Here is a 23,418-nt window from a genome sequence, read left to right on the forward strand (position 1 = left end):
CATCGGCGGATGGCCATGTTCGTGCATCTGACTCCGGCCGTGGACGAGGCCCGCGTCCGGCGGGCGGGGATCAAGGCGGTCGGCCGGGGAGGCCGGGGCGGGGGCGGACGGGGAGTGTTCTGCTTTCCGGTGCTGCCGTCGTACACGCTCACCCACCAGTGGTTGCGCGAACTCGCCCGGCGCGAGGGGCCGCGCGGCCTCGTCGCGGTGCATGTGCGGCTGCCGGACGACGAGCGGGTCTCGGTGGGCCCGTACCACGGCACCCCGGTCGAGCTGACCGCGAGCGACGCGGTGCGGCGGGTGGCCGCGCTGGCCGACCCACGGGGGTGGGAGGTGTTCCTTCCGCGCGCCGTCTCCCGGCAGGAGGTGCACCGCGTCCGGGCGGTTCGGCAGGTGACCGGATGGCGCTACTTCCCCGGCGCGCACGGCGTCACCCCGTGCACATGTGACGGCTGCCGGGTGCGCGGGGAGTACGGGTCACGGCGGCTCCGCGAACGCCGCCCGCACCCCCTGGACGGACCGCCGCCCCCGGTCCCGGTGCTGCTGGAGCGGATCGGGGCGGCGGCCGGTGAGCCCGGCGCGCTGTGCGCGGCGCTGCGCTGGTTCCGGCTGCGCCGACGGGGCCCGGTGGAGCGGCTGGCGGGGCTGGCCGCCCATCCCGACGCGGACGTGCGCATGGCGCTGGCCGAGGCGGTCGCGCGATGGTCGACGCCGGGAGTCGACGCGCTCCTCGCCGCGCTGGCGGCCGATCCGGACCCGGAGGTCCGGGAGGTGGCCGGGATGATCGAGGAGACCAGGGGCGACGGGCACGGCTGAAGGCCGCACCGCAGTAGCCGCCTCAGGCGCGTGGTTCGTGGTGGGGTGGGTGGCGGGGCCACCAGGGGGTCCAGGTGAACTTGTCGCCGCCCACCCAGCGGACCACGTCCGGATCGTCCAAGTCGATGTCGTGCATGCCGAGCTGGCGGGCGATCTCGATGATGTCCAGGACCGAGTGCGCCTTGCCGACCAGCTCCCCCGCGACCTCCACCAGGCGGTACGGGGTCTCGCCCTGCTGGACGCCGAGCACCACCATCGTCGGCCGGGTGACGCGCGGGCTCTCGCTCTCGGTCATGGCTCCACGCTGCGGCCCGGGAGCCGCCGTCGCACCCCGGAGGCCCCGGACGGGCGACTCCCGCTCGCCCGCCGGCGAGCGGCGCCGGACGATGAGCCCGTGGACCGCAGGCACTTCCTCGGAGCCGCCGCCGGGGCCGCCGGGGCCGCCGGAGCCACGGTGGCGGGCTGCGACGCGGACCGGCAGGAGCGGCCGACGCGCAAGGCCCGGGCACGCCGGGCCAGGGCCTCCCGCCGCGCGCGAGAGGCGGCCGAACGGGCGCTGCCCGGCAGCCCGGACTGGCGCGTCCGTACGCCCGGACCGGCCGCCGCCGTCCAGGGATACGCGGACCGGGTGAGCGTGCTGCCGGGCGAGGAGTTCGGGCTGTACGTCTCGACGACCGCGCCCGGCTTCCGGGTCTCCGCGTACCGGGTGGGCTGGTACGGCGGGGCGCAGGCGCGGCGGGTGTGGCGGTCGGGGCGCATCCCCGGGATACGGCAGGGCGCCCCGGCGTTCCTGCAGGCGACCCGCACCGTACGGGCCGACTGGAAACGGTCCCTCACCGTGGCCACCACCGGCTGGCCCGAGGGCGCGTATCTGCTGCGGCTGGACGCGGACCACGGCCACCAGCGGTACGTGCCGATCGTCGTCCGCTCCCGCGAGGCGCGCGGCCGGACCCTGCTGATGCACGCGGTCGCGACGTGGCAGGCGTACAACACCTGGGGAGGGTTCAGCCTCTACCAAGGGCAGGACGGCGCGTACGGGACGCGTTCGCTGGCGGTCAGCTTCGACCGGCCGTACGCGGGCGACGGGGCCGAGAAGTTCCTGGTGTACGAACGGGCGGCGGTGGTGCTCGCCGAGCGGCTGGGGATTCCGCTCGCGTACACCACCGGGGTGGACGTCGCCCTGGACGCCTCCGTGCTCGACGGGGCGGCGGCCGCGCTCTCGCTCGGCCATGACGAGTACTGGACGCCGGAGCAGCGGGAGCACGTCACGCGGGCGCGGGACGCCGGGACCAATCTGGCCTTCCTCGGCGCGAACGCCTGCTTCCGCCGGATCAGGCTCGCTCCGGGCCCGGGCGGAACGCCCGCGCGCACGGTGGTCTGCTACAAGACCGCCTACCGCGACGACCCGTATCTGGTCGGCCACCGCGACATGGCGACCACCGACTTCCGGCTGCCCCCGGCCCCCGACCCCGAGTCGTCGCTGATCGGCCTGATGTACGAGGGCTATCCGGTGGACGCGCCCTATGTCGTCCTGGAGGGCGGCCACTGGCTGTTCGCGGGGACGGGGGTGGAGCGCGGGACCGCCTTCGACCATCTGGTGGGCGTGGAGTACGACCGGGTCACCCCGGGCGATCCCACCCCGCGGCGGCTGGAGATCATCGCCCACTCGCCGCTGGTCTGCCGGGGCAGGCACAGCCATTCCGACTCCGCGTACTACACCGTGGAGAGCGGGGCGGGGGTGTTCGCGAGCGGCACGATGCGCTGGGTGGAGGCGCTGATGGCGGGGACCCGCGAGAACGGCCGGAACCACGGCATGGACGCCCGCACCGGCGCCTTTGTCACCCGCACCACCGAGAACCTGCTGCGCGCCTTCGCGGCGGGGCCGGGCGGGAAGACGCAGCCGCGGCCGAAGGACAACGTGCGGAGCGTGTACGGCGCGTCGGCCACCGCCTGACGATCGCCGGGGCCGTGGATCTTCCGCATGGGCGGAAAAAGTCCGAAGATCAGGCTTAAAGGACCAGGGCGGTGCCCTCGGCCTGACACGGAACGGGAGGAACTCCCATGCGGAGATCGTGGAGATCGCTGAGATCAGAGAAAACCCCACGCGGTGCGTTACGCCGCCGGGTGGCCTGGCCGGCCGCCATCGCGGCGGCGGTGGTCGCGGCCGGTGCGACGCTGCTCACGGGCGCGGCGCCGCAGGCGCGGGCCGCCGTGGCCGACAACCCCGGTGCGCTGAAGCCGCTCACCGCCTCCTCGGAACTGGCGAAGCTGACGCTCACCGAGAACACGGTGTCGCCGGACAGCATCGCCGAGCTGGACTCGCGGCTGCCCAACGTCGGCGTGGACACCGTACTGAAGAGCGCGAACCACCCCATGACCCGCACCTCATCGGGATGCCGCGCCTCCGAGAAGGCCGCGCTGCCGATCAGTCCGCAGGCCGCCTCGGCGTACTGCTTCGACACCGGCGACGCGCTGACCCAGCAGTGGCTGCCGCAGTCCGTCACCTCTTCCGGGGACGCGGACGACGACGGGCTGTGGGGCACCAACAAGGTGATCCTGTCGGGCTGGACGCACAACGACCACCTCAACGACGAGTTCCCCTCCGAGCCCGACGAGGACAAGGCGCTCGCCCGGCTCGCCTTCATCGACGCCAACGACCCCGGTGACCTCAAGTACCGCTGGGTGCTGCTGGCCGTGCCGACCGAGGGCGGCACGAACTTCGCCAAGATGGGCTCGCACCTGGGCGGGATGGTCTGGTACGGGGACAAGCTGATCGTCACCGCGTCCAACGGCGACGCGCACAACAACGCGATGTTCGTCTTCTCGATGAAGCACATCCTCCAGGCCACGAAGAACGATCGCGCGATCGGCAAGGTGGACGGCGGCTACTCGGCGCACGGCTACCAGTACGTGATGCCCGCCATCGGCTCGTACAGCCTGAGCGGGAAGTGCTCATCGGCGAACGACGACGCCATCCCCTGCTTCGCCTCCCTCTCGCTGGACCGCTCCAGCACCCCGCACCGCATCGTCGCGAACGAGTGGTTCTCCTCGGGCGGGACGCAGCCCGCGCGGCTGTTCCGCTACGACCTCGCGCCGGTGACCAACGACATGCCGCTCGCGGTGAACAGTGCGCGGAAGGCCACGGCGGCGGACGCGTACGAGACCAAGGCGGTCGGCGTCCAGGGGACGCTGTCGTACCAGAACACCTGGTACGTGCCCAGCGCGCGCGGCGGGCCGGGCCAGCACGGCATCATGTGGCGGCAGGACACCGGCGGGGCGGCCTCGACGAGCTGTACGGGCACGAGCCCGGCCATCGCGTGCTGGGCCAAGCACTCGGAGTCCATGTCGCTGTGGTGGCCGACCAAGACGGTGTGGTCGGTGACCGAATGGGCCGCCGACGCGAACGGGAAGTGGCAGGACCCGGCATCGAGCGGCTGGGAGGACCGGGTGGTGCCGGAACGGGTGCTGTTCTCGGTGCCGTTGTCCTCGCTGGGCTGAGGACGCGCGTGAGCGGTGGGGCTCCCTGCGCGCGGGAGTCCCACCGCTCACGGCGGTCATTACTCGAAGAGCTCCGCGTACGAGCCCATCGCCAGCGCGATGTCCGCCTGGGCCCAGAAGCGGTGATACGTGAAGCTCGGCACGGCGCCGCCCTTCAGGTACGCCTCGACCTTGGACCAGGCCGGGTCGTTCTTGTAGAAGGAGCGGATCGACAGGAAGGTCGAGGAGGAGTCGATCTTGTCTCCGTTGGGCATGGTGCCGGTCCAGCCGCTGGGGACGTAGACCGGGTCGTCGAAGCGGTTGTAGTCGGCGCGGGACTCGGGGACCGCGATGCCCAGCGCGTCCTGGTAGTGGTCCCACATGCCGTCGAGCAGCGCCTTGGCGGTGTTCTTGGCGGCGGTGTGGCCCGACTTGGCCGCGTAGTAGGACAGCGTCTTGGCGTACGCGGCGGCCACGCCCACGTCGTTGGTGTAGTCGGCGACGGTGACGTGCAGGCCCGTGTTGGCGCCGGGGCTGGAGGCGTTCCAGGTGTCGGGCTGGCCGGACCACTGGAGGGTGGACGGGAACTGGTAGGTGCCGTCCGGGTTGATGGTGGTCTTGGACAGCGCCCAGGTGACCCACTTGTCGAGGACGGCCTTGGCCGAGGCGTCACCGGTGCGGTTGTAGTACTCGGCGACGCGCTCCATGGACCACGCCTGGAAGCCGAACCACTGGTTGGACGGCGGGTCGTGGTAGACGGGCGCCTCGTCGTAGTACATGCCGTAGAAGGTGGACTTGCCCGCGGGCGGGGTGGCGTAGCGGCCCTGCCAGCTGTTGGTGGCGCCGCCCGCGATGGCGCCCTCGCTGGACTGGAGCCACCGGTAGAACTCCAGCTGCCGCTTGAGGCTGGTGGACCAGTCCCCCGCGCCGGTCGCGGACTTGGGCTTGAGGTCGGCGTAACTGCTCAGCGCCCAGGCCGCCATGGGGTTCTGGTAGCCGCCGTGGGCGTGGGAGGAGCCGATGCGCCAGGCCCATCCGGCGGAGGTGTCGGTGGCGCCGCCCCAGGCGTAGTACCAGGAGAGCAGATAGCTGGAGCTGTTCTTGCCGCTGCCCGCCGCGCAGGTGGTCTCGCCGACGCAGTTGCCGACCTTCTTGAAGTACTTGTCGTACATCGCGTAGCGCAGATAGTCGCCCATCTTGGCGGCCTTGGCGATATTCCCGGAGATCTGGCTGCCCTTGCCCTGCGCCTTGGCCCACTCCGAGGCCCAGTAGGCGGCCTGGACGACGCGGGCGTCGGCGTCGGGGGCGTTGGTGAACTTCCACTGCTTGGAGTAGGAGGCGTCACCGGTGAACAGGTCCAGATAGCCGGATCTGCCGCCGTACTTGAAGCCGTCGCAGGTCGGCTGGGTCACCGTCTCCCAGACGGACTCCTGCGGGCCGCGCTGGAAGGTGTTGACGTAGGACGGGCCGGTGTCGGACGGGCCCGCCTCGCACTTGCCGGGCGCGTTGCCGTAGCCGTAGGTGTTGTCGACGTCCTGTATCCAGTGCATGCCGTAGACGTCGTCGGTGCCGTACGCGCTCTTCAGCTCGGCCGCGATGGGGTCCTGGCCGACGGGCACGTTGCCGTCGAGCTTCGAGGGGTACTGGGAGGGCTGGTCCCACTCGGGCGCGTAGGTGGCGGGCTTGGAGGCGTTGTAGAAGCTGTTCGTGGGCTGGTCGGCGTGGGTGGGGATCATGTACTTCTCCATGATGTCCCACGCGGAGTTGAACTTGGCCCAGTCGCCGGTGACCTTGCCGTACATCGCCTGGAGCCAGATCAGATAGCTGTACGCCTCGGACGTCGTCTCATGGCCCTGGTCGGGGGCCTCGACGATCAGGGTCTCCACGGAGTGGTACGGGATGCCCTCGGGCGAGAAGTAGCCCGCCGAGGGAGCGGTGATCTTGTTGTACAGCTCCAGGAAGCGGGCGTCGTAGGTCTTGGCGGCGGCCAGCTGGGTGACGGTGACCTCGGCCTTGGTGTGACCGGTGGCGGTCGCGGTGAAGGTCGCGGAGCCGGTGCCGGAGCCCGCCGCGGCGACGGTCACCTGCTGGGCGGTGTTCCAGTTGGCCGGGGTGAAGGTGAGGCTGCCGCCCGAGGAGATGCTCAGGCCCGTGTTGCCGGACGTACGGGCCACCGCGACCGCCACATTGGCGGACGGCTTGGTGGACAGCCGCAGCCCGAAGGTGCCGGTCTTGCCCTGCTCCACGCCGAGCTGGGCGGGGCTGGCGACCAGCGCCGGACCGGAGGCGACATGGATGCCGACGGGGGTGGACTCGGCGGAGGCGCCCTGGCTGTCGTAGGCCTTGGCGTACAGCGAGAAGTCGCCCGCCGGGACGTCCGTGTAGTCGAAGGTGTACGGCGAGGTGGTGTCGGTGCCCAGCAGCTTGGTGTCGCTGTAGAACTCCACCTTGCCGACGGTCGCGCCGTCGGCCGCCGCGGCGGTGGCCGCCATCGGGACCGTGCCGCCGGTCGTGTAGACGGCGCCCGGGGTGGGGCTGGTGAGGACGGTGATGGGCGGCTGGTGGGCGCCGCGGCAGGTGACGCCGTTGACGGCGAAGGCGGTGGGCGCGGTGTTGGTGCCGCTGTAGCTGAACTGGGCGCCGGTGGTGACGTTGCCACCGGCCGCGATGGTCGCGTTGTGGGCGGCGTTCTTGACCGTGACGGATCTGCCGGACTGCGACCAGGTGCCGTTCCAGCCGTTGCCGAGCTTCTGGTTGCCCGCGTAGTCGTAGGTCAGGGTCCAGCCGTCGATGGCCTCGGTGCCGGGGTTGGAGATCGTGAGATCGGCGGTGAAGCCGGAACCCCAGTCGTTGGTCTTGTAGTCGACGTTGCACTGCACGGCGGCGTCGGCGTGGGCGGGAGCGGCGCCACCGGTGGCGGTCATGGCCACGGGCAGCGAGAGGGCCGCGGCCAGCGCGGTCACCAGCCGTCTCATCCGCCGACGCGCCCCTGACAAGGGTGAGCCTCGCTGTACGCGCATGGGGGACCTCCACGCGGGTTCGGAAAATGGGGGGAAGTGCGAACCAGTGGGAGCGCTCCCAAGCGTCTGTTCCCTCTGAGGAAGTGTCAAGTCTTTGAACAAGATGGGCCGGTCGAACGTCTTCGACCGATAATTCTCTGAACGACTCTGTTGACATGTACGCCTCTAGCGCTACGGTCACCTCAACCAGTGGGAGCGGTTCCAGCAGTCAGCGCCGCACGGGACGGCGCGCGAGGACCCGAGGAGTCGCTCCATGCGAGCACCACCGCGCCTTTACGCCTTGGCGGCCGCCGCGTCGCTCACCTTGGCGGGTACCGCGGGCACCGCGGCCGCGTCCAGCACCTCCGTCGCACCGCGGGCGGCCGCCGCCTGCACCGTGGCGTACACCGCCACCAGCCAGTGGAGCGACGGCTTCCAGGGCAACGTCACGATCACCAACAACGGGGCCGCGCTCGACCGCTGGACCCTCACCTTCGACTTCGCCGCCGGGCAGAAGGTGACCCAGGGGTGGAACGCCACCTGGTCGCAGTCCGGGACGACGGTGACCGCGGTCAACGCCTCCTGGAACGGGAAGGTCGCGACGGGCGGCAGCGTCGGCGCCGGGTTCACCGCCTCCTGGTCCGGGTCCAACCCGGCACCCTCCGCGTACAAGCTCAACGGCGTGGCGTGCGACGGCGGCTCCGGCCCGACGGACCCCACCGATCCCACCGATCCCCCGCCGGGCCAGGGCAGCACCCCGCCGAAGCTGCGCGTCTCGGGCAACACCTTCGTGGACGAGAACGGGGCCACCCGGCGGCTGCTGGGCGTCAACCGCTCCGGCGGCGAGTTCATGTGCGTCCAGGGGCGCGGCATCTTCGACGGCCCGGTGGACGACGCGTCCGTCAAAGCCATCGCCGGATGGAAGGCGAACGCGGTCCGCGTCCCCCTCAACGAGGAGTGCTGGCTCGGTCTGTCGCACATCGACTCCGCGTACCGCGGCGCCAACTACATCAACGCGGTGAAGGACTTCGTCGCCCGGCTGGAGGCCAACGGCATCACGCCGATCCTCGAACTCCACTGGAGCCACGGTAAATACACCGGCGGCGATGCCCACTGCCCGGACACCGAGTACGCCACCTGCCAGAAGCCGATGCCGGACGCGCAGTACACCCCGGCGTTCTGGTCCTCGGTCGCCCAGACCTTCAAGGGCGACCAGGCCGTGGTCTTCGACCTGTTCAACGAGCCGTTCCCGGACCGCGCCACCTCGGACCTCACGGCGGCGTGGAAGTGCTGGCGGGACGGCGGCAGCTGCCCCGGCATCGACTACCCGGTCGCCGGTATGCAGAGCCTGGTCACCGCTATACGGAACACCGGCGCCCGGAACGTGATCCTGCTCGGCGGCCTCGCGTACTCCAACGACATGCGCCAGTGGCTGACGTACAAGCCGAGCGACCCGGCGGGCAACCTCGCCGCCGCCTGGCACACGTACAACTTCAACACCTGCTCCAGCGAGAGCTGCTTCAACGAGCAGCTGGCCCCGGTGATCGCCCAAGTCCCGTTCGTCGCGGGCGAGATCGGCGAGAACACCTGCTCGCACGGCTACATCGACCGCGTCATGGCCTGGCTGGACGCCAAGCGCGCCTCGTACCTCGGCTGGACCTGGAACACCTGGGACTGCTCCTCCGGCCCGTCCCTCATCAGCGATTTCAACGGCACCCCGACCGCCTTCGGCATCGGACTCCGCGATCACCTGAAAGGACTGTCATGAGCCGCATCACCTCACCTCCCCCACCCGCCGCTCGCAGGCCCCGCACCCGTACCCGCGCGGTCGCGCTGGCGGGCGGCGCGCTGCTGGCCGCCACCGCCCTGACCGTCGGTTCGCTCGCGGGCACCGCCTCGGCACAGGCCGACGGAGCCACCAAGGCCGCCGCCAAGGTGGACAACCCGTACGCGGGCGCCAAGGTGTACGTCAACCCCGACTGGTCCGCCAAGGCCGCCGCCGAACCCGGCGGCTCCAAGATCTCCAACCAGCCGACCGGCGTCTGGCTGGACCGCATCGCCGCGATCAACGGCACCTCCGGCGCCCGCGGCCTGCGCGCCCACCTGGACACCGCCCTGACCCAGTCGGGCGGCAGCCCCACCGTCGTCCAGCTCGTCATCTACAACCTGCCGGGCCGCGACTGTGCGGCGCTCGCGTCCAACGGCGAGCTGGGCCCGACGGAGATCGACAAGTACAAGACGCAGTACATCGACCCGATCGCGTCGATCCTGGGCGAGTCGAAGTACGCCAACTCCAATCTGCGGATCGTCACCACCATCGAGATCGACTCGCTGCCGAACCTGGTCACCAACACCAACGGCCGCCCGACCGCCACACCGCAGTGCGACACCATGAAGGCCAACGGCAATTACGTGAAGGGCGTCGGCTACGCGCTCAACAAGCTGGGCGCCGTCGGCAACGTCTACAACTACGTGGACGCCGGACACCACGGCTGGATCGGCTGGGACGACAACTTCAACGCCACCGCCCAGGTGCTCAAGCAGGCCGCGACCGCCGAGGGCAGCACGGTCGACAAGGTGGCGGGCATCATCGTCAACACCGCCAACTACAGCGCACTGAAGGAGAACAACTTCACCATCAACGACAACGTGGCCGGAACCTCCGTCCGCCAATCCAAGTGGGTGGACTGGAACCGCTACGTCGACGAGCTGTCCTTCGCCCAGGCCTTCCGCCAGGAACTGGTGAACGTCGGCTTCCCGTCGAGCATCGGCGCCCTCATCGACACCTCGCGCAACGGCTGGGGCGGCTCCGCCCGCCCGTCCGGCCCGGGCGCGACGTCCACCGTCGACACGTACGTCAACGGCGGCCGCTACGACCGCCGCATCCACATCGGCAACTGGTGCAACCAGTCCGGAGCCGGGCTCGGTGAGCGGCCCAAGGCATCACCCGCCGCCGGGATCGACGCGTATGTGTGGATGAAGCCCCCGGGCGAGTCGGACGGCTCCAGCTCGCAGATCGCGAACGACGAGGGCAAGGGCTTCGACCGCATGTGCGACCCGACGTACACGGGCAACGCGCGCAACGGCAACAACATGTCCGGCGCGCTCGCGAACGCGCCGCTGTCGGGCCACTGGTTCTCGGCCCAGTTCCAGCAGCTCCTGAGGAACGCCTACCCGGCGCTGTAACAGCCCGGCGCTGTAACAGGCCGTCCCCCGGTGGGGCCGGTGAACCGCGGCCAGCGGTCCACCGGCCCTTCCCGCGTTCACGACGACTCGCGGCGTACCAGCTGGGTCGGCAGCACCACCTGGGGGCACTTGGCGGGGCGTTCCGGGGCGCCTTCGATCTCCTCCAGCAGCACCCGCACCATCGCGCGCCCCATCTCCTCGGTCTGCTGCCGGACGCTGGTGAGCGGCGGGTCCATGTGGCGGGCGACGGCCGAGTCCTCGAAGCCGACCAGCGCGACGTCCTCCGGGACCCGCCGCCCGGACTCGCGCAGCACCTGGCGGGCGCCCGCGGCCATCACGTCCGAGGCGGCGAACACCGCGTCGAGACGGGGCCGGAGCTCCAGCAGCCGGCGCATCGCCCGGCGGCCGCCCTCCTCGGTGAAGTCGGCGGACGCCACGAGCTCCGGTTCCGGCTCCCGGCCCGCCGCGCGGACCGCGGCGCGGTAGCCGTCCAGACGGCACTGGGCGACATACATGTCCAGCGGTCCGGTGATGGTGGCGACGGTGGTGCGGCCGCGCCCGATGAGGTGCTCCACGGCGGACTGCGCGCCCCCGGTGTTGTCCGAGTCGACGTACGGCACCGACTCGTGCGCCGAGCGGCGCCCGCTGAGCACCGCGGGCATCTCGATGCGCTCCAGCAGATCGGGCAGCGGGTCGTCCGCGTGGACGGACACCAGCAGCACGCCGTCGACCCGGTGCGCCGAGAGGTAGTCGGCGAAGCGCTGGCGCTCCTTGGGGGTGCGGATGAGGGTCAGCAGCAGCTGCAGATCGGTATCGGCCAGCTCGGCGCCGACGCCGCGGATGATGTCCGAGAAGTAGGGTTCCGCGAAAAGCCGGGTCTCCGGCTCGGGTATGACCAGCGCGACGGCGTCGGCCCGGTTGGCGGCCAGCGCGCGGGCCACCCGGTTGGGCACATAGCCGAGTTCGGCGACGGCCTGCTCGACGGCCGTACGGGTGCGGTCGCTGACCCTCGGCGAGCCGTTGATCACCCGGGAGACCGTGCCGCGGCCGACCCCGGCGCGGGCCGCGACCTCCTCAAGGGTGGGCCTGCCGCGCCCCGCGCCATGCCGCCGGGTTCCTGCCATCTCGCGCCTCCAGCCTCCGTACCCAGCAGATCCACCCACGTGGGCGGCTGCGGTGGACATTCAACAGCAGTGCGGTTTCCGGAAGTTGTTCCGCGCTGTCCCTTGACACCCCAGCGGGGAGCCGCAACCCTTCAACACATCAACCTGGGAGCGCTCCCACGGTACCTGAGTCATACACAACCCGCACACTGCCCGCCCGTGCCGATGCATCTCAAAGTCCCATGGATTCCCCCTTTTTGGCCGGGAGCGGTACGTCAGGGCGCTAGGAGGACGGAATGCACAGGACCACTGGTACGTACCGCAGCAGAGCCATGGCCCTCGCGGCCATCGCCGCGTTAGGGGCCGGTCTGCTCAGCGGCTGCGCCGACGACGGCGACACGGACAGCGACAAGTCGGGGGGCGGCGGCAACGAGGGCAAGACGGTCGTGACCGTCGGCACGTACGGCGTCATGGGTTTCAAACAGGCTGGGCTCTATGACGAGTACATGAAGCAGCACCCGGATATCAAGATCGAAGAGAGTGTGATCGACCCGGCCTCGAACTACTACCCGCAGCTGCTCACCCATCTCGGCTCGGGCAGTGGACTCGCCGACATCCAGGCGGTCGAGGTGGGCAACATCAACGAGGTCACCACCACCCAGGCCGACAAGTTCGTTGATCTTTCGAAGGCGGACGGCGTCAAAAAGGAGAACTTCCTCGACTGGAAGTGGGCGCAGGCCACCGCCAAGGACGGTAAGACGATCGGCCTGGGCACGGACGTGGGCCCGATGGCGATCTGCTACCGCAAGGACCTCTTCCAGCAGGCCGGGCTCCCGGCCGACCGTGACGCGGTCTCCGAGCTCTGGGCGGGCGACTGGCAGAAGTACCTCGACGCCGGCAAGGACTTCGCGAAGAAGGCGCCGGGCGGAGCCGCGTTCCTGGACTCGGCCGGCGGACTGTTCAACGCGGCGGTCTCCGGCAGTTCGGAGGTCTATTACGACAAGAGCGGGAAACCCATCTACAAGGACAGCCCGGCCGTCAAGAAGGCATGGAAGCTGGCGACCGACGCGTCCGCGTCCAAACTCTCCGCCAAGCTCCAGGAATTCACCAAACCCTGGCAGCAGGCGCTCGCCAACGGCAAGTTCGCCACCGTCTCCTGCCCGGCCTGGATGCTCGGCCAGATCAAGGAGTACGCCGGGGACAAGTACAAGGGCAAGTGGGACGTCGCCGCCGCCCCCAAGCCCGCCAACTGGGGTGGCTCCTTCCTCTCGGTGCCGCAGGCGGCGAAGAACAAGGACGAGGCGGTCAAGCTCGCCACCTGGCTGACCGCGCCCGAACAGCAGGCCGGCCTCTTCGAGAAGCAGGCGAGCTTCCCCAGCGCCCAGGCCGCGTACAGCCTTCCCCAGGTGGGCGACGCCAAGCTCCCGTACTTCGACAACGCGCCCATCGGCAAGATCTTCTCCGAGGCGGCGAAGGACAGTCCGACGCAGGTCCTGGGCCCGAAGGACGCCGTCATCAAGCAGAACTTCACCGATGTCGGCCTGCTCCAGGTCGAGCAGCAGGGCAAGTCGGCCGACGAGGGCTGGAAGGCCGCGATCAAGACGAACGACAACGCGCTGGATCAGTGACCCGGACATGACCGCACCTTCCGGTTTCACTCCTGATACGGCCGCGCCCCCCGCAGGGCAGGGGGGCGCGGCCCCGCGCGCCGCGACCGCGCCGGCGCCCGACCCGGCCGAGCAGCGGCGTCGCGACCGGCGCAGCCGCCGCTACCGCTGGGATGTGCGATGGAGCCCGTACGCCTTCGTCGCCCCCTTCTTCATCTTCTTCGCCGCTTTCGGCCTCTTCCCCTTGCTCTACACAGGGTGGGCCTCGCTGCACCAAGTGGAGCTCACCGACCCCACCCACATGGAGTGGGCGGGGTGGCACAACTTCTCCAGGCTGTGGGAAGACGAGTTCTTCTGGAAAGCGCTGCGGAACACCTTCACCATCGGGTTGATCTCCACCGTTCCCCAGCTGCTGATGGCCCTCGGGATCGCGCATCTGCTCAACTACCGGCTGCGCGCCTCCATGTTCTTCCGGGTGGCGATCCTCACCCCGTACGCCACCTCCGTCGCTGCCGCCACGCTGGTGTTCGCGCTGCTCTTCGGGCGTGACTACGGCATGGTCAACTGGTCTCTGGGACTGGTCGGGCTGGACGGCATCGACTGGCAGAACGGCACCTGGACCTCGCAGATCGCGGTGTCCACGATCGTCATCTGGCGGTGGACCGGCTACAACACGCTGATCTACCTGGCCGCCATGCAGGCCGTGCCGAACGATCTGTACGAGTCGGCGGCGCTGGACGGGGCGTCGCGCTGGAAGCAGTTCCTGCATGTCACCGTCCCGTCGCTGCGGCCCACCATCCTCTTCACGGTCGTCGTCTCCACGATCGGGGCCACCCAGCTCTTCGGTGAGCCGCTGCTGTTCAACACCGCCGGGACGGCCACCGGCGGCGCCGATCACCAGTACCAGACGCTCGGCCTGTACATGTACGAGCAGGGCTGGGTGAATCTGCACCTGGGCCGGGCCTCCGCCATCGCCTGGACGATGTTCCTGATCCTGCTGCTGATCGCCGCGGCCAACGCGCTGTTCGCGCGACGGCTGCGGAAGAGCCAGTGAGGGAGACGAGAAAACCATGAGCGTCACTGTCCCTTCCCGGCAGGCACCTGATCCGGCAGTTCCCACGCGCCCCGCTCCGCGGAACGGAAAGAGCCGCAACCAAGCGGGCAGGCAGCTGCACGGGGGCAAGATCACCTACGCCGTGCTGATCCTGCTCACCGTCGGCTCGCTCTTCCCGCTGGTGTGGACCGCCATCGCCGCTTCCCGCACCAACACCCGGCTGGCCCAGACACCCCCGCCCCTGTGGTTCGGCGGCAACCTCTTCAACAACCTGGACAAGGCATGGAACGGTGCCAACATGGGCACCGCACTGCTCAACACGACGGTGGTGGCGGGCACGGTCGCGGCGTCGACTGTGCTGTTCTCGACCATCGCGGGCTTCGCCTTCGCCAAGCTGCGCTTCCGCTTCAAGAACATCCTGCTGATGCTCACCATCGGGACGATGATGGTGCCACCGCAGCTCAGCGTCGTGCCGCTGTACATGATGGTGGCCAAGCTGGAGTGGACCGACCAGCTCCAGGCGGTCATCGTGCCGACGCTCGTCAGTGCCTTCGGGGTCTTCTTCATGCGGCAGTACCTCTCCCAGGCGCTGCCGACCGAGCTGATCGAGGCGGCGCGGGTGGACGGCGCGAGCAGCTTGCGGATCATCTGGCACATCGTCTTCCCGGCGGCCCGCCCGGCAATGGCGGTGCTGGGGATGCTCACCTTCGTCCAGTCGTGGAACGACTTCTTCTGGCCGTTCATCGCGCTCACGCAGAACGGCAACCCGACCATGCAGGTGGCGTTGACCGGTCTGAGCCGTGGGTATACCCCCGATCAATCGCTGATCATGGCGGGGGCGCTGCTCGGCACCCTGCCGCTGCTGATCGCGTTCGTGCTCTTCGGCAAGCAGATCGTGGGAGGCATCATGCAGGGCGCGGTCAAGGGCTGAGCCGTCGGCCCGCGCCGTCCACCCGCCTCGCACCGTCATCGCCTCCCTCTCCCCCGTCCCTCCCCGCACCACGACCTCGAATGGGAGCGCTTCCATGACCCTTTCCTTCCCGCCCGGATTCCTGTGGGGCGCGGCCGCCGCCGCCTATCAGGTCGAGGGCGCCGCACAGGAGGACGGCCGCACCCCGTCCATCTGGGACACCTTCTGCCGCACCCCCGGCAAGGTGCTCGGCGGCGACACCGGCGATGTCGCGGTCGACCACTACCACCGCTTCCGCGAGGACGTCCGGCTCATGGCCGACCTCAACCTCGCGGCGTACCGCTTCTCGGTCTCCTGGTCACGCGTCCAGCCCACCGGCCGCGGCCCGGCCGTACAGCGCGGGCTGGACTTCTACCGCGGGCTGGTGGACGAGCTGCTGTCCGCCGGTATCCAGCCGGTGCTGACCCTGTACCACTGGGACCTCCCCCAGGAGCTCGAAAACACCGGCGGCTGGCCGGAACGCGAGACGGCCGAGCGGTTCGCCGAGTACGCCGGGATCGTCGCGGAGGCGCTGGGCGACCGCGTCGAGTACTGGACCACCCTCAACGAGCCGTGGTGCAGCGCCTTCCTCGGCTACGGCTCCGGGGTGCACGCGCCGGGCCGCACCGAGCGGCTCGCACCGCTGCGCGCCGCCCACCACCTGAACCTGGCCCATGGCCTCGGCGCGCAGGCGCTGCGGGCCGCCCTCCCGGCCCGCGCCCAGATCGCCATCAGCCTCAACCCGGCGGTGGTCCGCCCGCTCACCCAGGACCCGGCCGACCTGGACGCTCAGCGCCGTATCGACGCGCTGGCCAACCGGGTGTTCAGCGGGCCGCTGCTGCGCGGCGCGTATCCGGGCGACCTCATCGAGGACACGGCGGCTATCACCGACTGGTCCTTCGTCCGCGATGGCGACCTGGCCGTCATCAAGCACCCCCTCGACGCGCTCGGCATCAACTACTACACGCCCTCATTGGTATCAGCCGCCGCCGACAACGGGGGCCGGGCCGCCCGGCACGACGGCCACGGGGCGAGCGCCCACTCCCCCTGGCCGGGCTCCGAGCGGGTCGCCTTCCACCAGACGCCGGGCGAGCGCACCGAGATGGGCTGGACCGTCGACCCGACCGGGCTGCACGACCTGCTGATGCGCTACACCCGGGAGGCGCCGGGCGTGCCGCTCTACATCACCGAGAACGGCGCCGCGTACGACGACAAGCCGGACGCGGACGGCCAGGTCCACGACCCGGAGCGGATCGACTACCTGCGCGCCCATCTGGCCGCCGCCCACCGGGCCATCGCGGACGGCGCCGATCTGCGCGGCTACTTCCTGTGGTCGCTGATGGACAACTTCGAATGGGCGTACGGCTACAGCAAGCGCTTCGGCGCGGTGTACATCGACTACCCGACCCAGGCCCGGGTCCCGAAGTCCAGCGCCCGCTGGTACGCGGAGGTCGCGCGCACCGGAGAGCTGCCGGACGCGTAGTTCCCCGCGCGCGGGAAAAAGACCGCGGCTCCGCCCAGCCTGGGGGGTGGGCGGAGCCGCCCTTTCCTCCCCCGAATGGATTACGGGATGGTCCACACGCCCGGCCGACGGGGGCGGGCCGCGGAGCGTGCTGGTAAATGCATGAGATATGAGCAAAGCAAAGGGCGAGGCACTCGCCGGGTGGTTCGACGGGCGGGTCGGCCTCTTCTCGATGGCCAAGGCCAATCTGCGGAAGGTCTTCCCCGACCACTGGTCCTTCCTGATCGGCGAGATCGCCCTGTACACGTTCGTCATCATCATTCTGACGGGCGTCTATCTGACCTTGTTCTTCGAGCCCGGCATGAACGAGGTGGTCTATCACGGCAGCTACGGGCCGCTCAACGGCATCCGCATGTCCCAGGCGTTCGAGTCCACGATGGACATCAGCTTCGATGTGCGCGGCGGCCTGCTCATTCGGCAGATCCACCACTGGGCGGCCGTGCTCTTCATCGCGAGCATGATCGCCCACATGATGCGCACGTTCTTCAACGGCGTCTTCCGCAAGCCCCGCGAAATCAACTGGCTCTCCGGTGCCGGACTGCTGATTCTCGGCATGTTCGACGGCTTCATGGGCTATTCGCTCCCCGATGACCTGCTTTCCGGCACCGGGCTGCGCTTCATGGAGGGCGCGATGCTGTCGGTTCCGATCGTCGGCACGTATCTGTCGTTCTTCTTCTTCGGCGGACAGTTTCCCGGGACGATCGTCGTCCCCAGGCTCTTCACCCTCCATGTACTGCTCATCCCCGGTATCATGCTCGGCCTGCTGGCCCTTCATATGATCCTGCTCGTCTATCACAAGCACACGCATGAGCCCGGGCCCGGCAAGAAGAACATGAATATCGTGGGTCCCCCGCTGTGGCCGGTCTATGTCGCCAAATCCGGCGGGTTCTTCTTCCTCGTCTTCGGCATCACCACCCTGATGGCGGGCATCGCCCAGATCAATCCGATCTGGATGTACGGCCCCTACCGGCCCGACCAGGTCTCCACCGACGCCCAGCCCGACTGGTACATGGGCTACTCCGAGGGACTGATCCGGCTGATGCCTGGCTGGGAGATCAATCTGTGGGGCCACACCCTGGTCCTCGGCGTCTTCATCCCCCTGGTGGTCTTCCCGATGGTGCTGCTCGCCATCTGGCTCTATCCGTTCCTCGAAGCGTGGCTCACCGGCGACAGGCGCGAACACCATCTGAACCAGCGCCCGCGCAACGCCCCCACCCGCACCGCCTTCGGCGCGGCCTGGATCGCCCTCTACACGGTTCTGCTGATCGGCGGCGGCAACGACCTCTTCGCGACCCACTTCCATCTGTCGATCAACGCGATCACCTGGGCCGGCCGGATCGGCTTCTTCCTGGTGCCGCTCGTGGTGTTCGCCATCACCCGGCGGATCTGTCTCGGCCTGCAGCGGCGCGACCGGGACACGGTGCTGCACGGTCACGAGACCGGCACCCTCCAGCGGCTGCCGCACGGCGAGTTCATCGAGCTGCACAAGCCGCTGTCCCAGGCCGAGCGGTACACGCTGACGGCCCACGACCAGTACGAGCCCCTGGAGCTGCCACCGGCCGTGGACGGCGCCGGGGTCGAACGGAAGCTGTCCCGCCGGGTGCGGCTGCGGGCGCGGCTGTCCCGCTTCTACTTCGGCGAGGGCGGCCAGATCGCCAAGCCGACGGCCGAGGAGTACCGGGAGCACCAGGAGACCCCGCACCACTAGGAAGCGGGAGCGGCTGCCGGGGCCCGGTGACGTCAGCCCCGGTAGCCGCCCAGCGCCTTGGTGAACGCGAGCGCGCCCTGCTCGACGGAGCTGCAGATCGCCGACGCCGACTTCTGGGCGCCGCCCGCGCACTGCTTGTCGCGGGTCGCGGACCACATGGACAGCCTGCCCAGCCCCTTGGTCCGGGCGAACCGGACCAGCTGGGTGGCGTCGTCGACCGTGAATATCTCGTTCTTGACGTCGTTGACGCCGATCATCGGGGTGACGGCCACGGTCTTCCACGCCGCCTCGTCGCTCAGCGCGAGCGCGCGCTTCAGCTGCTTCTGGGTCGCGGTGGCCGCGTCGATCGCGTACCGGCCCATGTCGCCGTCGTAGAAGGTGCCGTAGTCCATGGCCATGATGTTGACGGCGGAGACCTTCACCCCGTTCTCCCGGGCGTCGGCGACCAGCTCGGCGCCGTCCCGGGTGAGGCCGGTGGGCATCACGGGCAGGGTGAAGGAGACGTCCAGGCCCGGCTTCCGCTTCTGCAGCGCGGCGACGGCCTGCGCCCGGCGGGTACTGGCCGCGGCGTCCCGCAGCGCCTTGGCCTCGATGTCGAAGTCGACCTTGGTGAGCTGGAACCGGTCCACGACCTCGCCGTACGCCGCCGCCAGCTCGTCCACCGAGGAGCAGGCCAGGGCCAGTTCGTTCCCGGACTGGCCGCCGAAGGAGATCCGTATGTCGCCGCCCTGCGCGCGCAGCGCCCGCGTCTGCCCGGCCACCTTGTCGCCGTCGAGAGCGGTCCTGCCACCCCACTTGGGGGTGCAGCCGCCGTCGGGGGATATGAAGCCGAGGGTGAACTCCTTGACGCCGGTCTTCCGCGCGGTGCCGACCATGTCGTAGGGGACGTGGAGCGAGGTGTCGACGTACGGGGCGAAGCCCGCGGTCGCCGCCTGCCCCGTCCCGTTGCCCGCTCCGTCGCTCCCCGGGGGCTGCTCCGGAGTCGTGCCCGGTGCCGTCCCCGGGCCGGTGCCCGGTCCCAGGTCGGGTGCCTCGCCCACCGATTCCCCGCCGCCGACCGCGCTGCTCAGCGCGAACGCCGCCCCGCCCGCCACGAGGACGGCGGCGGTCGCCCCGATCGCCATCGTGCTCCGGCCCGCGGTGCGGCGGCGGTACCTGCGGCTCATCATGTGCCTGCCCTGCGTACGGAGTCGGGTGGTGTACGGGGGGCACGCTAGCGAGCGGATCAGGGGCACACGACCGGATCTGTCGAATGCAACAGATTTAGCGTTCGAAGACGGCCGCCGGGGGCGCCGGGGACCGCGTGGCCGTCGCGTCGGTGACCGGGGCCGCGCCGCCGGTGAGGTCCGCGAGCGCGCGGCCGTGTTCGACCCGGGCGGGGTGCGGGTCCACGGCGGCCCGGCGGGTCAGCTCGGCCACCGGCAGCTCGTGGTCGGCGGCCAGCAGGACGGCGTTGCCGAAGCGGCGGCGGCGCAGCACGGCGGGGTCGGCGGTCAGGCACACCTCGGCGAACGCGGCGCGGGCGGTGGCGATCTGGGCACGCAGATGGGCCAGCGGCGGCCCGTCGGCGAGGTTCGCCGCGTACAGCCCGCCGGGGCGCAGTGCCCGGCGGACCTCGGCCAGGAACTCCAGGCTGGTCAGATGCGCGGGGGTGCGGGCTCCGTCGAAGACGTCCGCGATGATCAGATCGGCCCAGCCCTCGGGCAGCTTGGCGAGCCCGGCCCGGGCATCGGCGCCCCGCACCCGTATCCGGTCGCCGGGGCCGAGCGGCAGCTCGCGCCGTACGAACTGGACGAGCGCGGCGTCGATCTCGACGATCTGCTGGGTGGAGCGCGGCCGGGTCGCCGCGATGTAGCGGGCCAGCGTGAAGGCGCCGCCGCCCAGATGGACGGCGTGCAGCGGGCGCCCCGGCGGGGCGGCGAGATCGGCGGCGTGGCCGAGCCGCCGCTGATACTCGAAGTCCAGATAGGCGGGGTCGTCGAGGTCCACATGGGACTGCGGTTTGCCGTCCAGCAGCAGCGTCCAGCCGCGCGGGCGGTCGCGGTCCGGCACCAGCTCGGCGAGGCCCCCGTCGACGGATGCGGTGACCGGCTCGGGGGTACGCCCCCGGCCCGCCGCGCGCCCGCGCTCCGCCGCTCGCTTCTTCGTGCCTTTCGCCATGTGCCCCAGTATGGGCCGGGCCACCGACAGCCGGGCCACCGCCCGGCGGCGGGCCCTGCCCGGTGGCGGGTGGAGTTACTGGCAGCGGTCGACGGCCTCGATCGTGCGGGCCGCCTCGCCGAGCGCGGCCCGCAGCTCCGCGGGGTCGGTGGCACCGGAATAGGCGGCGTCCGGCGGCACCAGCCAGTGGGTGGCGCCCTGCCCCGCGGCGCCGCCGTCGTTTATGCGCATGCCACGCCCGGCCGTCCCGGTACAGGCGCTGCCCGGCATGTCCCAGCCGTCCGCGGTGCCGGGCGGCACCAGGAAGCCGAGCGTGTCGCAGGCGTTGTCGTGCATCACGGGGCCGAGGCCGTCGCAGCCGCGGCGCAGGATGTCCACCGCCTCCAGCCCTTGGCGGGCGGGCACGGTGACCAGATCACACTCCTGGCGCGGGTGATGTTGGGCAGTCGTCCGCGAGCGGCTGATGTCCACTCCGGCCTCCCTCTTCATCGGGTTGCACAGGGTTCAACGCTCGGCAGTGTCAACGGCTACGGCCGAATGCCGCCGTAAAGGATGGCAGTTCATGGCAGATCGAGGATGACTTGTCTTTATTGCCGGGAATATCCAAATGTCCGGAACGTCGTAACCGGTACGGTTCTCCCCCGCCGACACGGCAGCACCGTAGGGAGGGTCGCCATGAGGCCGCTTCCGGAAGCCTCACCAGCCGCGCCAGCCACGTCCCCCCGGCCGAACGCCGCGTTCCGGCTGTTACGCGGGCAGCTCTCACCGGCCGAGTTCGCGGCGTCCGTACGGCGTGCGGCCCGCGAGATCGGCGAACAGGTCTCCTGTGACGCGCGCTATATCGGCCGTGTCGAGTCGGGGGCGATCCGCTGCCCCAACTACGCGTACGAGCGCGTCTTCCGCCATATGTTCCCCGGCCGCACCCTCACCGACCTGGGCTTCACCCCGCGCGAGGCGGTCCGGGGCCGCCCGGTCGGGCCCGCCGCCGTACCGGCGCCCCGTCCGGAGCCGGAGCCCCGCGCCCCGGCCGACATCGACATCTTCGAGGAGAGCGAACTGCTACGGCGCGCGTTCATGGCCGGAGGGGCGGCGGCCGCCGCCGACGCCGTGCGGACCTCGCGGCGGGCCGGGCAGGCCGAGGCGGCCGCCGTGGAGGAGGCCGTGCGCCGCATCCGGCTGCTGGACGACCGGCACGGCGCGGACAGCCTCTACGTCCACACCGCGCGCCCGCTGAGCGCCGCGTACGCGCTGCTCGACGCGGGCGGCCACAGCCGCTCCGTGGTGGAGCGGCTGTACGTGGGCGCGGGCGAGCTGGCCATCTCGGTGGGCTGGCTCGCCCATGACTCCGGACGGCTCACCGACGCCCGCTCGCACTACGCGGAGGCGCTGGCCACCGCACGCGTCACGGGCGATCCCGCGCTGGAGGCCCACGCGTTCTGCAACACCGCCTTCCTGGCCCGCGACGCGGGCCGCCCGCGCGAGGCCGTACGCGCCGCCCAGGCCGCGCAGCGGGCCGCCCGGCGACTGGCCTCGCCCCGGCTGCTGTCGCTGATCGCGCTGCGCGAGGCGGGCGGCCGGGCCTGGCTGGCGGACCGCGGCGGCTGCGAACGGGCGCTGCTGCGCGCCCAGTCGCTCTTCGGCCGCGGCGCCTGCGACGACGACCCGGAGTGGATGACGTTCTTCGGCGAGGCCGAACTGGAGGGGCTGGAGGCGCAGTGCTGGTCGGCCCTGGGCGACTGGGGGCGCGCGACGGAACACGCGCGCCGCGCGGTCTCCCTCCAGAAGCCCCACTTCACCCGCAACATCGCCCTGTTCACCACCGAGCTGGCGAGCGACCTCGTGGCGGACGGCGAGCCGGAGGCGGCCGCAGCGGCGGCGGGCCGCGCCCTGGGCCTGCTGAACCAGGTCACGTCCTCCCGCATCCGCCGCATGCTGGAGGACACCGCCCGCCTGCTGCGCCCGCACGGCCGCAACCCGTTGGTCGCGGACTTCCTCGCCCGCTATCAGCAGGCCCACCGCGAAAGCCCGGCCTGACGGTGAGGGCGGGTCAGGCCAGGTGCCCGGTGTCGTTCCAGCGCTCGATGGCCGGTTCGCCGTACGCCCAGCCCAGGATCGACAGGGACGTGGGGTCGAGCCGTATACGGGCCGCGAAGGAGACGTCGTAGCCGAGCCAGCGGGCCCCCAGGGTGCGCAGGATGTGGCCGTGCGCGAAGACCAGCACATCGCGGTCGGCGGAGCGCGCCCACTCCACCACCGCGTCCGCGCGGGCCGTGATCGCGGCGAGCGACTCGCCCTCCGGGACCCCGTCGCGCCAGATGAGCCAGCCGGGGCGGTCCGCCTTGATCTCGGCCGGAGTCAGCCCCTCGTAGGCGCCGTAGTCCCACTCCTGCAGGGCGTCCCACGTCCGCGCCCGGTCGCCGAAGCCCGCCAGTTGGCAGGTCTCCTCGGCGCGTACGAGCGGACTGGTGCGCACCTCGACGCCGGGCAGGCCCGCCCACGGGTCCTGGTGGAGCCGCTCGCCGAGCAGCTTGGCGCCGCGCCGCCCCTCGTCCAGCAGCGGAATGTCCGTACGGCCGGTGTGCTTGCCCAGGAGCGACCACCGCGTCTGTCCGTGCCGGGCCAGGAGGATGCGTGGTGCCATGGGGTCGCCTTTCACCGGATACGTGCCTGCCGCGCGCCCCGTGCGCCGTGCCACGCGACCGCCCGCGGATGCCAGCGCTCTTACGCGCCCTGGGGAACAGAACTCTGTCCGTCCGCTGTCCATCCATCATCGCGCACGTGATCGAGAGGCAACCTTGGGGGGACTCCCGGCGTCTTCCCTCTCGCGCGGTGATTCG

At 70.7% G+C, this 23,418-nt stretch carries 18 protein-coding genes; 11 read left to right on the forward strand and 7 right to left on the reverse strand.

Annotated features, from left to right (window positions below; translation table 11 throughout):
• The first annotated feature begins 9 nt into the window (after positions 1–9).
• Positions 10–816: a HEAT repeat domain-containing protein gene (locus tag ABZ370_RS35885; protein ID WP_358629915.1), complete on the forward strand. Its 807-nt coding sequence runs from the start codon at positions 10–12 to the stop codon at positions 814–816.
• 22 nt (positions 817–838) lie between these two features.
• On the opposite strand, the gene ABZ370_RS35890 is transcribed toward ABZ370_RS35885, so the two are convergent.
• Entirely contained in the window at positions 839–1,111 is a 273-nt protein-coding gene (locus ABZ370_RS35890; RefSeq protein ID WP_358629918.1) for a hypothetical protein, read from the reverse strand.
• A gap of 99 nt (positions 1,112–1,210) precedes the next feature.
• Between ABZ370_RS35890 and ABZ370_RS35895 the strand changes: the two genes are divergently transcribed.
• Complete coding sequence (locus ABZ370_RS35895; RefSeq protein ID WP_358629919.1) at positions 1,211–2,770, forward strand: N,N-dimethylformamidase beta subunit family domain-containing protein; 1,560 nt, start codon at positions 1,211–1,213, stop codon at positions 2,768–2,770.
• 170 nt (positions 2,771–2,940) lie between these two features.
• Positions 2,941–4,314, forward strand: a complete 1,374-nt coding sequence (locus tag ABZ370_RS35900) for a hypothetical protein (protein ID WP_358629921.1) — start codon at positions 2,941–2,943, stop codon at positions 4,312–4,314.
• Positions 4,315–4,373: 59 nt separating this feature from the next.
• On the opposite strand, the gene ABZ370_RS35905 is transcribed toward ABZ370_RS35900, so the two are convergent.
• A complete protein-coding gene (locus ABZ370_RS35905) occupies positions 4,374–7,268 on the reverse strand; it encodes a glycoside hydrolase family 48 protein (protein WP_358629924.1) in 2,895 nt (964 codons plus the stop codon).
• Between the two features lie 298 nt (positions 7,269–7,566).
• Between ABZ370_RS35905 and ABZ370_RS35910 the strand changes: the two genes are divergently transcribed.
• Positions 7,567–9,060, forward strand: coding sequence for a cellulose binding domain-containing protein (locus tag ABZ370_RS35910; RefSeq protein WP_358629927.1), 1,494 nt, complete (start codon positions 7,567–7,569; stop codon positions 9,058–9,060).
• Entirely contained in the window at positions 9,057–10,478 is a 1,422-nt protein-coding gene (locus ABZ370_RS35915) for a glycoside hydrolase family 6 protein (protein ID WP_358629930.1), read from the forward strand. The genes ABZ370_RS35910 and ABZ370_RS35915 overlap by 4 nt, the downstream gene beginning before the upstream one ends.
• A 77-nt stretch (positions 10,479–10,555) precedes the next feature.
• Here the strand turns inward: ABZ370_RS35915 and ABZ370_RS35920 are convergent, their stop codons facing one another.
• Positions 10,556–11,602: a LacI family DNA-binding transcriptional regulator gene (locus ABZ370_RS35920; RefSeq protein ID WP_358629933.1), complete on the reverse strand. Its 1,047-nt coding sequence runs from the start codon at positions 11,600–11,602 to the stop codon at positions 10,556–10,558.
• A gap of 275 nt (positions 11,603–11,877) precedes the next feature.
• Between ABZ370_RS35920 and ABZ370_RS35925 the strand changes: the two genes are divergently transcribed.
• From ABZ370_RS35925 to ABZ370_RS35945, 5 genes are all read left to right on the forward strand, one after another.
• The gene (locus ABZ370_RS35925) at positions 11,878–13,209 is read left to right on the forward strand and encodes an extracellular solute-binding protein (RefSeq protein WP_358629936.1); all 1,332 of its coding nucleotides are present in this window, start codon (positions 11,878–11,880) and stop codon (positions 13,207–13,209) included.
• A 7-nt stretch (positions 13,210–13,216) separates the two neighbouring features.
• The gene (locus ABZ370_RS35930) at positions 13,217–14,242 is read left to right on the forward strand and encodes a sugar ABC transporter permease (RefSeq protein ID WP_358629939.1); all 1,026 of its coding nucleotides are present in this window, start codon (positions 13,217–13,219) and stop codon (positions 14,240–14,242) included.
• 16 nt (positions 14,243–14,258) lie between these two features.
• A complete protein-coding gene (locus ABZ370_RS35935; protein ID WP_358629942.1) occupies positions 14,259–15,173 on the forward strand; it encodes a carbohydrate ABC transporter permease in 915 nt (304 codons plus the stop codon).
• Positions 15,174–15,267: 94 nt separating this feature from the next.
• The gene (locus ABZ370_RS35940; RefSeq protein WP_358629944.1) at positions 15,268–16,674 is read left to right on the forward strand and encodes a family 1 glycosylhydrolase; all 1,407 of its coding nucleotides are present in this window, start codon (positions 15,268–15,270) and stop codon (positions 16,672–16,674) included.
• 148 nt (positions 16,675–16,822) lie between these two features.
• Positions 16,823–18,421, forward strand: coding sequence for a cytochrome bc complex cytochrome b subunit (locus ABZ370_RS35945; protein WP_358629947.1), 1,599 nt, complete (start codon positions 16,823–16,825; stop codon positions 18,419–18,421).
• 32 nt (positions 18,422–18,453) lie between these two features.
• On the opposite strand, the gene ABZ370_RS35950 is transcribed toward ABZ370_RS35945, so the two are convergent.
• From ABZ370_RS35950 to ABZ370_RS35960, 3 genes are all read right to left on the reverse strand, one after another.
• Positions 18,454–19,590 (reverse strand): chitinase, encoded by a 1,137-nt coding sequence (locus ABZ370_RS35950; RefSeq protein ID WP_358629950.1) that lies wholly within the window; start codon positions 19,588–19,590, stop codon positions 18,454–18,456.
• Positions 19,591–19,684: 94 nt separating this feature from the next.
• Positions 19,685–20,581: a fused MFS/spermidine synthase gene (locus ABZ370_RS35955; RefSeq protein ID WP_358629953.1), complete on the reverse strand. Its 897-nt coding sequence runs from the start codon at positions 20,579–20,581 to the stop codon at positions 19,685–19,687.
• Between the two features lie 75 nt (positions 20,582–20,656).
• Positions 20,657–21,082 carry a hypothetical protein gene (locus ABZ370_RS35960; RefSeq protein ID WP_358630046.1) on the reverse strand — a complete coding sequence of 142 codons (426 nt, stop codon included), beginning with the start codon at positions 21,080–21,082 and terminating at the stop codon, positions 20,657–20,659.
• A 174-nt stretch (positions 21,083–21,256) separates the two neighbouring features.
• Here ABZ370_RS35960 and ABZ370_RS35965 point away from each other — a divergent pair, with 174 nt between their 5' ends.
• Positions 21,257–22,615 (forward strand): tetratricopeptide repeat protein, encoded by a 1,359-nt coding sequence (locus tag ABZ370_RS35965; RefSeq protein WP_358629956.1) that lies wholly within the window; start codon positions 21,257–21,259, stop codon positions 22,613–22,615.
• Between the two features lie 13 nt (positions 22,616–22,628).
• Here ABZ370_RS35965 and ABZ370_RS35970 read toward each other — a convergent pair whose 3' ends face one another.
• Complete coding sequence (locus ABZ370_RS35970; protein ID WP_358629959.1) at positions 22,629–23,222, reverse strand: histidine phosphatase family protein; 594 nt, start codon at positions 23,220–23,222, stop codon at positions 22,629–22,631.
• Positions 23,223–23,418 lie beyond the last annotated feature (196 nt).

The sequence above is a fragment of the Streptomyces sp. NPDC005962 genome (genome assembly GCF_040629205.1).
In the GTDB taxonomy this organism is placed as follows: Bacteria; Actinomycetota; Actinomycetes; order Streptomycetales; family Streptomycetaceae; genus Streptomyces.